Source organism: bacterium, assembly GCA_019637795.1.
GTDB lineage: Bacteria > Desulfobacterota > Binatia > HRBIN30 > CADEER01 > JAHBUY01.
In genome coordinates this window covers 422,073-435,562 of sequence record JAHBUY010000001.1, presented here as the reverse complement: position 1 = coordinate 435,562, position 13,490 = coordinate 422,073, and the positions used below count along the sequence as shown (strand labels likewise).

The window sequence follows — 13,490 nt, the reverse complement described above, 5'->3', positions numbered from 1 at the left end:
GCCACCGTCGGCCTCTCCACTGGGTGGCGTCCACGAGCTCGCCTTCTGGCGGCGGTTCCACGTTCGCATGTCGGGCCTGTTCGGCGGCCTCGTGCTGTTCGTGCTCCTGCTCATGGGCATCGCGTTCTACCAGGTCGGGGTGCGACATCAGGTGCGGGCGCTGCAGAGCCGCTTGCGCACCGCCGCGGTGACCCTGTCGCACCAGATCCGCCCGGAGGCCGTGCAGGCGCTCAACGTCGCGGCGGACCGCGACAAGCCGGAGTACCGCGAGTTGATCGCGCTGTTTCGCGAGGTGGCGGCGGACGAGCCGCAGTTCGTGAGCATCTACGTGCTGCGCCCGACCGAGCAGGCGAACGTGCTGGCCTTCGCGGCCGACTTCGTGGCGCCGGGCCGCACCTCGCCGGCGATGGTCGGCGAGGAATACGATCAGCGGCAGGCGCCGTCGATCGACGCCGGCTTCCGGCAACCGACGGTCGCGGACCGCTTCACCACCGACCGCTGGGGCACCGTGCTGTCCGGCTACGCACCGATCCGCGACGCCACGGGCCAGGCGATCGCGGTCGTCGGCGTCGACGTCTCGGCGGCCGACGTGCGGCAACTGAAGCTCGAGGTGCGCATGCTCACGCTCGGCGTCTTCGGAGTCGCCGCGTTGAGCATCTCGGTGCTCGGCTGGTTCGTCGGGCGCAACGTGCGCAAGCCGCTCGGCCACATCACCGAGGCGACGACGGAGATCGCGGCCGGCCGGCTCGAGACGCGCGTCCGCCTGCAACGCAACGACGAATTCGGGATTCTCGGTCGGCATCTCGACCAGATGGCCGCCGGCTTGGGCGAGCGCGAGCTGATCCGCGCGACCTTCGGACGCTTCGTCTCCGAGGACGTCGCGCGGCGGGTGTTGGCGTCGGAGGAGGGGGCCGCGCTCGGCGGCGAGGAGCGCATCGTGACCATGCTCCTCACCGACCTGTCGGGATACTCGACGCTGAGCGAGCAGATGGCGCCGGCCGAGGTGGTGACGCTGCTGAACACCTACTTCGAGCTGATGGGCGAGATCATCGACCGCCACCACGGGTGCATGATCGAGTTCACCGGCGACGGCCTGTTGTGCGTCTTCGGCGCGCCCGATGCGCTGCCCGACCATGCCGAGTGGGCGGTGCGCTGCGCGATCGAGATGCAGGCCCGGCTGGCGGAGGCGAACCGCCACTGGGAACAACTGGAGACCAAGCTCTGGCACGGGCAGGGGGCGGCGCATCTGCGGATGCGGATCGGCATCCACACCGGAGCGGTGATCGCCGGCAACATCGGCACGCCGCGCCGTGAGCAGTACTCGGTGATCGGGGATTCGGTGAACGTCACGGCCCGGGTCGAGGAGCTGAACAAGACGCTCGGCACCGACACCCTCATGACCGAAGACACCCTGATCCGCCTGCCCGACGCGTTGCGGTGCCAGGCCGTGCCGCGCGGGGAACAGCCGATCCGCGGTCGCGTGCACACGGTCGTCGTGCATTCGATCTGATTGCCGGCTCGCCGCGCCGGCACCGGCGCGACGCGGGTCGCGCTTGCCAATCTCGCGGCGATCGTGGTCTGACGGTGCCGTGGGGGATCGGGCAGCAGGCCTGGTGGGACTGGCGCTGGCCGTGGCACTGGTCGCGCTGACGGGCTGTGCCGGCAACGGCGACGGCGCGCCGCGCCCGACCGCGACCGCGACCAGCGCGCCGACCGGCACGGCGACCAGCGCGCCGACCGCCACCGCGACGGCGATCGCCAGCGCCACCGCGCCGCCGACCGCGACGCGCAGCAGCACGCCGTCGCCGACCGCCACGGCGGCGCCGAGCGCCACCGCCACGCCGAGCGAGACCGCGACGCCGTCGGCGACGGCGAGCGCGACGCCCGATCCGGGCGCCCGGGCGGCCTATGCCGAGCGCGGCCCGTATCCGGTCGGGGTGACGACGCTCAACATCGGCGATCGTGACATCGAGGTCTGGTACCCGCTCGATCCGGGCAGCGAAGCCGGCGCCGAGCCGGCGAGCTACGCCTCGTTCACCGTCCTGCCCGCGGCGATCCAGGCGCTCCTGCCGCCCGACCTCAACATCGTCGTGCCGATGGACGCCTACCGCGACCTGCCGATCAGCCACGCCGGGCCGTTCCCGATCCTCACCTTCAGCCATGGCGCCGGCGGCTTCCGCCAGGCGTACTCGGGGTTCCTCACCGGCGTCGCCTCGCACGGCTTCGTCGTCGCCTCGCTCGACCATCTCGAGTGGGGCCTGCTCGCCCAGGTCGGGCTGCTGCCGCCCGGCACCAACCGCGATCCGGGCGAGGTCGCGCTGGCCGCGGTGAGCCGCCTGGCGGCGGCCAGCGCCGATGCCGGCTCGCCGCTGGCCGGCGGCGTCGACGCCAGCCGGATCATCACCGCCGGCCATTCCGCCGGCGGCCGCGCCGCGTTCGCGTTGTCCGACCACCCCGAAGTGAAGGCGATGATCGGCTTCGCCACCGGCAACGCGAGCAGCGGCGTCACGGGCAAGCCGATCCTGCTGCTGGCCGGCAGCGAGGACGGCGGCGTCGGCGCCCTGGAGAGCGCCTACGACGACCTGTCGGCGGTCAAGCGCTTCGTGTCGATCGACCAGGCCGGCCACAACAGCTTCACCGACCAGTGCGCGATCATCTGGGGCGGCAACAACTTCCTCGAGCGGCTGGTCGAGGCGGGCTTCCCGATTCCGCCGGCGCTGCTGGCGCAGGCGATCGACGGCTGCCGGCCGGAGAACATCGCGCCGGCCGAATTCTGGCGGGTGGCGCAGCACTTCACCGTCGCCCACGCGCGCGCCGCGCTCGCCCTGGACGAACCCGCGGTCGGTCTCGGCGCCGGCATCGCCGATGCCTTCGCGCCGATCACCCTGCGCTATCGCGCCGACGACGATCCCGGCCATCCCCCGGCCGACGTCGCGGGCTTCGTCGTCGCCAGCTTCGCCTCGGTCGTCCCGACCTTCGAGGCCGGCGCCTGCCCCGGCGGCTTCAATCTCGGCCCGGTCGAGCGCCTGACGCGCGGCCTGCCGCCGCTCGCCGACGACTGCCTCGACCCCGAGGCGAGCCAGGACCCCGACTTCCGCACCTTCGACGCACCCGGGACGTTGGACGGCGTCGATCTCGACGGCAAGGTGTCGCGCCGCGCCGCGCCGGACGACGATCGGTGTCCGCACGACGACTTCAGCGGTCCGCTCGGCGAGCCGGGCTTCGACCTGCAGCTCTGGCGCGCCGTCGGCTGCATTCGCGGTTTCCAGGCGGGCGAGATCGCCGACATCGTCGTCGGCCAGGCGGTGCGCGACGGATCGATGACCGTCCTCGTCGAGGTGCGCGGCCTCGACAGTTGGGAGGCGGACGACGCGGTGCGCGTCCAGGTGTTCGGCAGCCTCGACGCGCCGCCGATCGGCGCCACCGGCACGGTGCTGCCCTACGGCACCCTGACCGTCCATCCCGACGCCCGCTATCGCAGCGGGGTCGGCGCCGGCTCGGTTCGCGACGGCGTCCTCACCGCCGGCCCGATGGACGTGCGGGTGCCGATCAACATCCAGATCGTCGCCGGCGACCTGACCTTCCGCCACGCCTGGATCAGCCTGGCGCGCCAAGCGGACGGCAGCGTGCGCGGGCAGATCTTCGGCTACCAGCCGCTCGAGGAGTTCTACGACATCTTCGGCCGCAAGGCCGGGCAGGCCGGCGCCGCCGCCCTCGGCTACACCTGCACCGGCTTCCACGCCGCGCTGGTGAGCGAAGCCGACGGCGACTACGACGCCGGGACCGGACGCTGCACCTCGCTGTCGACCGGCTATCACCTCACCGCGGTGCCCGCCTTCGTCGCCCGCTGATGGTTCGGCAGACCGACCCGGAGGGCGGCGCCGCCGCCGCCATTGGCATCGCCGGGGCGAAGCGCGTCAGTGGTCAGCGCGATCCGGCCCCGCGGCGCGCGATCCCCTGCGCCGCCGCCGCGCTGCTCCTGCTCGCCGCCTGCGGCGACGGCGGCGGTGGCGGAGGTGACGCGACGCCGACCCGCACCGCGGTGGCGAGCGCCACCGCGACCGTCGTGTCGACCGCCACCCTGGCGCCGAGCGCGGTCGCCACGGCCATTCCGACCGCCGTGCCCAGCGCCACCGCCCTGCCGCCGACCGCGCCGCCCAGCGAGGCGCCGACCCACACCCCGGCGCCGACCCAGACGCCGGGCCCACCGCCGGGACCGCTCGCCATGCGCCGGCTCACCGAGGCGCAGTACCGCGCCAGCATCGCCGACGTGCTCGGTGACGATCTGGTCGTCGCCGGTCGCTTCGAGCCCGACAATCGCCGCGACGGCCTGCTCGCCGTCGGCGCTTCGTTCGTCAGCGTCACCGGCGCCGGCTTCGAGCAGTACGACGCCATCGCCCGCGGCGTCGCCGAGCAGGCCCTCGACGCCGCGCACCGCGACCGGCTGGTGCCGTGCGCGCCGGGCGATGCGGCGCGGCCCGACGACGCCTGCGCGGCGGCCTTCGTCCGCGACGTCGGCGGCCGGTTGCTGCGCCGGCCGCTCGCCGACGACGACGTCGCGCCGCGCGTCGCGCTCGCCGCCGCCGGCGCCAGCGCGCTGGGCGACTTCTACGCCGGCCTCGAGCCGGCGCTCGCGTCGCTGCTGCTGTCGCCGGAGTTCCTCTTCCGCGTCGAGGAGGCGGAGGCCGATCCCGGCGATCCCGGGCGCCAGCGCCTCGGCAGCCTGACGATGGCGACGCGGCTCAGCTACCTGCTGTGGAACACGACGCCGGACGCGGAGCTGCTCGCCGCCGCGGCGCGCGACGAGCTGGTCGACGACGACGGGCTCGCCCGTCAGGTGGACCGCCTGCTCGCCTCGCCGCGGCTCGCCGCCGCCGCGCGGGCGCTGTTCTCCGATCTCTACGGCTTCGAGGAGATCGAGCAGGGCCTGGTGCGCAAGGACCCGGCGCTCTTCCCGGCCTTCAACCAGCAGATGATCAGCGACGCGCGCGAGCAGACGCTGCGGGTCATCGTGCAGCACCTCCTGGACGACGACGGCGACTACCGCGAGCTGTTCACCACCCGCGCCGCGTTCATGACCCGCTCGCTCGGTCTCGTCTACCAGGTGCCGGTGCGCGCCGCGGCCGGCTGGGAGCCGTACGACTTCCCCGCCGACGGCCCGCGCGCCGGCCTGCTCACCCACGTCAGCCTGCTGGCGCTGCGCTCCCACCCCGGCCGCAGCTCGCCGACGCTGCGCGGCAAGTTCGTGCGCGAGGTGCTGCTCTGCCAGGACGTGCCGCCGCCGCCGGGCGACATCGACTTCTCCCAGTTCGCCGAGGAGGGCGGTCCCAACCGGCGCACGGCGCGCGACCGCCTGACGGTGCACGTGGCCAACGAGGTGTGCGCCGGCTGCCACAGCCTGATGGACCCCATCGGCCTGGCGCTGGAACAGCTCGACGGCATCGGCGTCTACCGCGAGACCGAGAACGGCGCGACCATCGATCCCTCCGGCCAGCTCGACGGCGAGCCGTTCGCCGACGCGCGCGGCCTCGGCGAGGTGCTGGCGCGCCACCCGGCGCTCGGGCCGTGCTTCGTCGAGAGCCTGTACCGCTACGCCGTCGGCCGCGACCTCGTCGCCGGCGACCAGCCGTTCCTCGCCGAGTTGGAGGCGCGCCTGGATGCCGAGGGCTACCGGCTGCGCGACATCCTGCGCGCCATCGTCCTCAGCGCTCCCTTCCGCGGCGCCTCCGGCGCGCGCGTCGCCGAGGCCACCCCGACGCCGGGCGAGCCCGCGGCGACGCCCACCGCGACCCGCGGCGCGCCGCCGACCGGCGGCGGCGCGCCGACCGCCACGCCCTCGCCGGCGGTGCCGACGGCGACGCCGGCGGGCGCGACGCTGGCGCAGATCCAGGACGAGATCCTCACCCCGAGCTGCGCCACCCGCTACTGCCACAGCCAGCAGGCGCGCTCCGGCGGGCTGGTGCTCGAGGCCGGCGCCGCCTACGACAATCTGGTCGGCGCGGCGCCGACGCTGGCCGCGGCGCGCGCCGCCGGATGGGCGCGCGTCACGCCGTTCGAGCCCGACCAGAGCTTCCTGCTCGTCAAGCTCACGCAGCCGACCAGCGCCACCTACGGCGCCCGCATGCCGCTGGTCGGCGGACCATTGAGCGAGGATCAGATCGCCGCCATCCGCGGCTGGATCGCGGCGGGAGCGATGCCATGAGCCAACGCACCGCGTCGCGCGCCGGCATCACCCGGCGCACCCTGCTGCGCGGCATGCTGGGCGGCGCGGCGGTGTCGCTCGGGCTGCCGCTGCTCGACTGCTTCCTCAACGACCACGGCACCGCGCTGGCCCAGGGGGCGCCGCTGCCGGTGCGCTTCGGCACCTGGTTCTGGGGCTGCGGCATGAACCCCGATCGCTGGGTGCCGAGCGCCGAGGGCGCCGCCTTCGCGCTGCCGCCGGAGCTGACGGCGATCGCCGACGTGCGCGAGCACGTCAGCGTGCTCAGCGGCTTCAACGTGATCCTCGACGGGCGCCCGAACCTGCCGCACTGGACCGGGGTGATGGCCACCCTCACGGGGTCGGTGCCCAGCGTCGAACCGGAGGTGCCGGCGCCGACCCTCGACGTGCTGATCTCGGCCCGGCTCGGCGGCGCCACCCGCTTCCGTTCGCTGGAGCTGGCGGCCACCGGCGTACCCGGGCAGAGCTACAGCCGCGCCAGCCAGAGCATCGTCAACGCCAGCACGGTGTCGCCGCTCGAGCTCTACACGCGCATCTTCGGGCCGGAGTTCGTCGCCCCCGGCGACGGCAACCAGATGCCCGATCCGCGCACCGTGCTGCGGCAGAGCGTCCTGTCGCTGGTGCGCGAGGACGCGCGGCGCCTCGAAGCCCGCCTCGGCAGCCACGATCGGCAGCGGCTCGACCAGTACTTCACCTCGCTGCGCCAGCTCGAGAACCAGATCGCGCTGTCGCTCGATCCGCCCGACCTCGCCGCCTGCAGGCGACCGCGTCCGCCCGCCGGCGAGCGGCTCGGCACCGATCTCGACCGCACCACCGCCACCCACCGCATGCTCACCGACCTGCTGGTCTTCGCGCTGCTGTGCGACCAGACGCGGGTGTTCAACATGCTCTTCTCCTGGGGCACCTCGGAGCTGCGCCGCAGCGGCGCCGAGACGGCGCACCACCAGTACACGCACGACGAAGTGGTCGATCCGGTGCTCGGCTACCAGCCGCAGGCGACCAGCTTCGTGCTCGCGTCGATGGACGCCTGGGCCGGCTTCGTGCAGCGCCTGGCATCGACCCCGGAGGGCGCCGGCAGCCTGCTCGACAACTGCCTGGTGCTCGCCCACTCCGAGAGCTCGTTCGCGAAGTCGCACCAGGTGACGGCCCTGCCGGTGATGATCGCCGGCCGCGCCGGCGGCCGCCTGCGCGCCGGCGTGCACGTGCGCGGCAACGGCGAGCCGGTGACCCGCATCGGGCTCACCGTGCAGCAGGTGATGGGCCTGACCGTCGGCGCCTGGGGCACCGGTTCGCTGCAGGCGTCGCAGCCGCTGAGCGCCCTCCTGGCGTAGTCCGATCGCGTCGCGATCCGGCGCGCGGCGCGGAAATCGGCGGCCGCGCGTTGACGTGCCGCTGCCGCACCTGCAAGCTGCGGCGACCCATGCCCGATCGCACCGAGTGGCCGCCGCGGCGGTCGTCCCAGGATCCCTTCGACGACCTGCGCCAGCTCTGGGAGCGCCTGCGCGCGCGCCTGCCCAGCGGCGCCGGCGACCCGCCCCGGTTCACCCTCAATCCCTTCCTGATCCTCGGCGTGCTCGTCGTCCTGTGGCTGCTGACCGGCGTCTACATCGTCGCGCCGGACGAGCGCGGCATCGTGCTGCGCTTCGGCAAGGTGGTGCGCGAGACCGATCCGGGTCCGCACTACCGCCTGCCGTGGCCGATGGAGGAGGTGATCCGACCGAGCATCACCGCCATCCGCAAGGAGGAGATCGGCTTCCGCACCGTCTCGCAGGGTCCGCCGGCGCGCTACCAGGAGGTGCCGGTGGAGGCGCTGATGCTCACCGGCGACGAGAACATCGTCTCGCTCGAGTCGATCGTGCAGTACAAGGTGCGCGCCGACGCCAGCGGGCCGACCGACTTCCTGTTCAACGTGCGCGATCCGCGGGAGACCGTGCGCGCCGCCGCCGAGGCGGCGATGCGCGAGGTCATCGGCCGCACCGCCATCGACCAGGCGCTGACCGAGGGCAAGGAGGAGGTGCAGGAGGAGGCGCAGAAGGTGCTGCAGGCGATCCTCGACCGCTACCGCGTCGGCGTCGAGGTGGTGACCGTCAAGCTGCAGGACGTCGATCCGCCGCCGCAGGTGTCCGACGCCTTCAAGGACGTGATCAGCGCCCAGCAGGACAAGGAGCGCCTGATCAACGAGGCGGCCGGCTACGCCAACGACGTCGTGCCGCGCGCCCGCGGCGCCGCGGCGCAGTTGCTGAACGAGGCCGAAGCCTACCGCGAGGCCAAGGTGCGCGACGCCCGCGGCGTGGCCGAGCGCTTCACGGCGCTGCAGACCGAGTACGCCAAGGCGCCCGGCGTGACCCGCCAGCGGCTCTACCTGGAGACGATGGAGAGCATCCTGCCCGGCATGAACAAGATCATCATGGACGACGCGGCCGCGCGCCAGGCGGTGCCCTACCTGCCGCTCGACCCGCTGATGCGCCGCGGCGCGCCGGACGCGGCGCCGGGAGCGCCGTGATGGATCGGCGCTGGATCGGCATCGTCGCCGTCTTCGCCGCCCTGGTGCTGCTGTGGAACACGGCGCTGTTCGTGGTGCCGCAGTGGATGCAGGCGATGGTCGTCCAGCTCGGCGACCCGGTGCGCGTGGTGCGCGAGCCCGGCCTGTACTGGAAGATCCCGTTCATCCAGACGGTGACCTACTTCGACCGCCGCCTGCTCGAACAGGCGTCGTCGCCGAAGGAGATCCTGACCCGCGACAAGCAGCAGCTCGTGGTCGACAACTACACCCGCTGGCGCATCGTCGACCCGCTGCAGTTCGTGCGCTCGGTGCGCGACGAGAACGGCGCCCAGTCGCGCCTCGACGACATCGTCTACTCCAACCTGCGCGAGACGCTCGGCCGCCACACGCTGGCCGAGATCGTCAGCGGCAAACGCAGCGAGCTGATGCAGAGCGTCACCACGCGCAGCGACGAGAAGGCGCGCGAGTACGGCATCGAGGTGGTGGACGTGCGCGTCAAGCGCGTCGACCTGCCGGAGAAGAACGAGCTCAACGTCTTCAACCGCATGCGCACCGAGCGCGAGCGGCTGGCGAAGAAGTTCCGCGCCGAGGGCGACGAGGAGGCGCGCAAGATCCGCTCGGAGTCGGACAAGCAGGTGCAGATCCTGATGGCCGACGCGCGGCAGAAGGCCGAGATCCTGCGCGGCACCGGCGACGCGCAGGCGGTGGCGATCTTCGCCGACGCCTACGGGCGCGATCCCGACTTCTACCGGTTCGTGCGCACCCTGGAGGCCTACCGCAAGACGCTCGGCGAGGGCACCACCGCGATCCTGTCGCCGGACAGCGAGTTCTTCCGCCTCCTCAAGGGCAGCGCCCCGGCCGAGACCGCGCCGTGAGGCGCCGGCCGCCGCCCGCCGCCGTGGCGTGGCAGCCGGCGGCGCCGGGCACGTGCCGCGCGGTGGGCGAGCCGGCCGGGGGGCGGCGCTCCGTTGGCGCCGGGATCCGGCCCTCAGGGCGCCGCGCGGTTGACCCGCTGGGGGGAGTGTCGTACCTGCGCGGCGACGTGGAGAAGGGCACGCTCACCACCGCCGCGCCCGGCGCGGCGCCGTCGAGGGTCTGCCGGTGACGAGCGCGCGCCTCGGTCGCCTCGACGAGGTGAACCAGGAGAACGCGATCCCCGCCATCGGCACCGCGCCGCGCCGCGTCGCCGGGATGCCGGCGTAGTCGCGGGTCGGTCGGTCGTGCCAGGGCGCTGGGGCAGAGGGTGGACCGCGGCGGCCGTCGCCCTCCCCGTGGTCGCCAGCGCGCTGGTCTACGCGCCGCTGCTGGGCAGCTACTTCTTCGCCGACGACCTCTTCAATTTCACCCGCATCGCCGACCGCGGCTGCGCGCGCTTCGCCCTGGAGCCCATGGCCGGGCACGTCCTGGTCGCCCGCAACCTGCTGATGTGCCTCCACTTCGGGCTCTTCGGCCTGGACGCGCAAGGCTACTTCGCCGTCGTCCTGGCGACCCATCTGCTGAACGTCTGCCTGCTCTTCCGCGTCCTCCGCCTGCTCACCGGTCGGCGCCTGGCGGCGTCCATCGGCGCGTTGCTGTGGGGGACCTCGCCGCTGCACGCCGAGCCGTTGGGGTGGTACGCGGTGTACGGCCACGTGCTCAGCGCGACGGCGCTCCTGGGCGCCCTGGCGCTCGTCCTGCCCCCGCGCCCGTTCGGCGATCGGCACCCGTCGGCGGCGGTCGCGGCGGCATCCGGCCTTCTGCTCCTGCTCGGCGCCACCTGCTTCGGCACCGGCCTCGCCATCGCGGTGACGGCGCCGCTGGCGGTGATGTTGATCGCGCCCGCCGCCCGGCGGGGCGGCGCGCGCGCCGCGTTGCTGGGGACGTCGCTCGCGACGCCGCTCCTCTATTTCGGGCTCCGCTGGCTCGCCCGCTGGATCGGCGACAGCTCGTGGCAGAACGACCTGGCGCTGAGCATGGCGGCCGAGCACCTGGACGCGGTGCCCGTCATCCTCGTTGGGCTCCTTCGCCAAGCGCTGCTCGGGATCGTGGCCGGCCCCTGGGCCCCGCTCGCCGGCGCGGCCGGTCCGTGGTCGTGGGGACTGCCGGCCGCCGCGGCGCTGGCGCTGGCGGCGGCCGTCGTCCGGGCCGACGCGGCGGCGCGCCGGGCCATCGTCGCGACCCTGCTGCTGGCGCTGGCGGTGTACGGCGTGATCGCGCTCGGTCGCTCCTGGGGCGGCCCGGACGCGACGGCGACCGTGCAGCGGTATCACTACGCCGGATCCGCCGTCCTGACCCTCTGCCTGGCGACCGCCGTGGTCGCGCTGGCGCGCCGGCGATGGACGGCGTGGATCGTCGCCGGGCTGGCGCTGGTCGCCGTGGACGCGTGGGGGCTGTATCGGCATCCGGTCTGGATCAGGCCGCGAGCGGCCGTCCGCCAGACCGTCGACCGCCAACTCGCGCGCGTCGCCGCGGCGGCGCAAGCGGCGCCGCCCGGCGCGACCGTCTATCTCGAGAACCAACCGCTGCCCACGCCGGTCGCCGGCGTCTTCGCGCGGCATCTCCTTCCGGGAACGGCGGCGTTGGCCCTGGTCGCCACCGGCTCCGACCGCTGGCAGGGGCGGGAGCTGCGCTTCTGGGACGTCGACCCGCCGACCCGTCGGGCATTCCGCCCGCCAAGCAGTCGCTGGCTGTCGCGCATGCTGGTCACCCCGGGGGTCGACACCGAGGCCTCGCGCACGGCGTGCCAGCTTCGCAGCGCCAGGCAGGCCATGGCCTTCGTCCGCCGGCTGCTGCGGTGCGAGCGCCAGGCCGCGGCCGGCGCGCCGGATCTCGCCGCGTGTCAGGCCGCCGCGCAGGCCGTCTACGACCGGACGGTCGTCGGCTGCGGCACGTGCTTCGATCCCAAGCGGCTGGGGCAGCGGTTGCGCGCGCAGGTGGATGGCTTCCGTGGGGTGGTCCGGTACATGGCCGGTCCGGACGCGCCCCGGCTGCGGGTCCGCTGCAGCGCCGCGGCGCTCGCCGCCAGCGGATCGTTGATCGACGATCTCTTCGCGTGCCACCGCACGAGCATTCTCCGCGACCGCCGACTCGACGACCTGGCCTGCGGGCAGCAGGCCACCGAGGCGTATCGCGCGCGCCTCGACGCTCGCCCGGAGCGCTGTGGGGCGTTCGCGGGCGTCATCGGCCCCATCGTCGAGTTGCAGGTCGGCATCGTCTTCGCGGACGTCCTCTGCGGCTCGCTCGGCCCGCCAGTCGCCGGAGCCGCCGCCGGCCCCGCGCCACCGTGAACGCGCGGGTGGCCGACGCCATCCGCCGCGCCCCGCCGCTGGCATCGGCGGCGGGTTCCGCTATGGGCAAGGCTCGATGAGCGAGGCGCCGACACTGCTGTTCGCCGGTGGGGCGGGGACGGTCACCGGGTCGAAGTATCTCGTCACCGTCGGCGACCGCCGCGTGCTGCTCGACTGCGGCCTGTTCCAGGGTCTGAAGGCGCTGCGGCTGCGCAACTGGCAGGCGCCGCCCTTCGATCCGGCGACGATCGACGCGGTGGTGCTGAGCCACGCGCATCTCGACCACTCCGGCTACCTGCCGCTGCTGGTGCGGCGCGGCTTCCGCGGTCCGATCCACTGCACGGCGGGCACCGCCGATCTGCTGCCGGTGCTGCTGCTCGACACCGCCAAGCTGCAGGAGGAGGAAGCGCAGCGCGCCAACCGCTACCACTACACCAAGCACCATCCGGCGCTGCCGCTCTACACCGCCGCCGATGCCCAGGCGGCGGTCGAGCTGGCGATGGCGCACCCCTACGGCTCCCGTTTTCCCGTCGTCGCCGGGCTGTCGGCGCTGTTCCGCCGCGCCGGCCACATCCTCGGGTCGGCCACGGTCGACCTCGAGGTCGGGCCGCGGCCGCTGCGCCTGGTCTTCTCCGGCGATCTCGGGCGCTGGCAGCGGCCGATCCTGCGCGATCCCGAGCCGACGCGGGACGCCGACGTGCTGCTCGTCGAGTCCACGTACGGCGATCGCGTCCACGCTCCCGAGGCGGCGCAGGCGCTCGCTGCCGTGGTGCGCGAGGCGGTGGCGCGCGGCGGGCCGCTGATCGTGCCGGCGTTCGCCGTCGGCCGCACCCAGGAGCTGGTCTGGACCCTGCGCCAGCTCGAGGAATCCGCCGCCATTCCCGCGCTGCCGGTGTTCGTCGACAGCCCGATGGCGATCGACGTCAGCGAGATCTACTGCCGGCATCCGGAAGACCACGACCTCGACATGCGGCGCCTCATCGATGCGAACCAGTCGCCGCTCTCGACGACGCACTACACGCTGGTGCGCACCGCGGCGGCTTCCCGGGCGCTCAACGACCGCCAGGGGGCGATGATCATCATCGCCGGCAGCGGCATGGCCACCGGCGGCCGGGTGCTCCACCACCTCGCGCGTCGGCTGCCGGACGAGCGCGCCACCGTGCTGCTGCCCGGCTTCCAGGCCGCCGGCACGCGCGGGCGGTCGCTGCAGGACGGCGCCCGCGCGCTCCGCATGTACGGCCAGGACATCCCCGTGCGCGCCCGGGTCGTCACCCTCGACGGCTTCTCGGCCCATGCCGATCGCGACGAGATCCTGCGCTGGGCGGCCGGCTTCACCCGGCCGCCGGGGCGCGTCTTCGTCGTCCACGGCGAACCCGCCGCCGCCGCGGCGCTGGCCGCGTCCCTGCGCGCGACCCTGGGCTGGAACGCGGCGGTCGCCGGCGATCTGCAACGCATCGCGCTTGATCACCGATCGGGGCCGGTGGAAGGTGGGTGAGGAGAC

The 13,490-nt window shown here is 73.9% G+C and carries 8 protein-coding genes; all 8 read left to right on the top strand.

The window, feature by feature from the left end; translation table 11 throughout:
• The first annotated feature begins 67 nt into the window (after positions 1 to 67).
• The 8 genes from KF840_01915 to KF840_01880 all read left to right on the top strand — a co-directional run bounded on the left by KF840_01915 (position 68) and on the right by KF840_01880 (position 13,484).
• Entirely contained in the window at positions 68 to 1,510 is a 1,443-nt protein-coding gene (locus tag KF840_01915; GenBank protein ID MBX3023645.1) for a HAMP domain-containing protein, read from the top strand.
• Between the two features lie 79 nt (positions 1,511 to 1,589).
• Complete coding sequence (locus KF840_01910; protein MBX3023644.1) at positions 1,590 to 3,851, top strand: hypothetical protein; 2,262 nt, start codon at positions 1,590 to 1,592, stop codon at positions 3,849 to 3,851.
• On the top strand, positions 3,851 to 6,202 hold the full coding sequence (locus tag KF840_01905; protein ID MBX3023643.1) for a DUF1588 domain-containing protein: 2,352 nt from the start codon (positions 3,851 to 3,853) through the stop codon (positions 6,200 to 6,202). Before KF840_01910 ends, KF840_01905 begins: the two co-directional genes overlap by 1 nt.
• Positions 6,199 to 7,551, top strand: coding sequence for a DUF1552 domain-containing protein (locus KF840_01900; protein MBX3023642.1), 1,353 nt, complete (start codon positions 6,199 to 6,201; stop codon positions 7,549 to 7,551). The genes KF840_01905 and KF840_01900 overlap by 4 nt, the downstream gene beginning before the upstream one ends.
• 89 nt (positions 7,552 to 7,640) lie before the next feature.
• The gene (gene hflK / locus KF840_01895; GenBank protein ID MBX3023641.1) at positions 7,641 to 8,723 is read left to right on the top strand and encodes an FtsH protease activity modulator HflK; all 1,083 of its coding nucleotides are present in this window, start codon (positions 7,641 to 7,643) and stop codon (positions 8,721 to 8,723) included.
• Entirely contained in the window at positions 8,723 to 9,598 is an 876-nt protein-coding gene (gene hflC, locus KF840_01890) for a protease modulator HflC (GenBank protein MBX3023640.1), read from the top strand. The genes hflK and hflC overlap by 1 nt, the downstream gene beginning before the upstream one ends.
• 345 nt (positions 9,599 to 9,943) lie before the next feature.
• Positions 9,944 to 11,989: a hypothetical protein gene (locus tag KF840_01885; protein ID MBX3023639.1), complete on the top strand. Its 2,046-nt coding sequence runs from the start codon at positions 9,944 to 9,946 to the stop codon at positions 11,987 to 11,989.
• A gap of 76 nt (positions 11,990 to 12,065) precedes the next feature.
• On the top strand, positions 12,066 to 13,484 hold the full coding sequence (locus tag KF840_01880) for an MBL fold metallo-hydrolase (GenBank protein ID MBX3023638.1): 1,419 nt from the start codon (positions 12,066 to 12,068) through the stop codon (positions 13,482 to 13,484).
• The last annotated feature ends 6 nt before the right edge of the window (positions 13,485 to 13,490 follow it).

Excerpts from the sequence above, each read along its gene's own strand:
- KF840_01915 (MBX3023645.1), top strand. The coding sequence starts at position 68 with ATGTCGGGCCTGTTCGGCGGCCTCGTGCTGTTCGTGCTCCTGCTCATG.
- KF840_01905 (MBX3023643.1), top strand. The coding sequence starts at position 3,851 with ATGGTTCGGCAGACCGACCCGGAGGGCGGCGCCGCCGCCGCCATTGGC.
- KF840_01900 (MBX3023642.1), top strand. The coding sequence starts at position 6,199 with ATGAGCCAACGCACCGCGTCGCGCGCCGGCATCACCCGGCGCACCCTG.
- hflK (MBX3023641.1), top strand. The coding sequence starts at position 7,641 with ATGCCCGATCGCACCGAGTGGCCGCCGCGGCGGTCGTCCCAGGATCCC.
- hflC (MBX3023640.1), top strand. The coding sequence starts at position 8,723 with ATGGATCGGCGCTGGATCGGCATCGTCGCCGTCTTCGCCGCCCTGGTG.
- KF840_01880 (MBX3023638.1), top strand. The coding sequence starts at position 12,066 with ATGAGCGAGGCGCCGACACTGCTGTTCGCCGGTGGGGCGGGGACGGTC.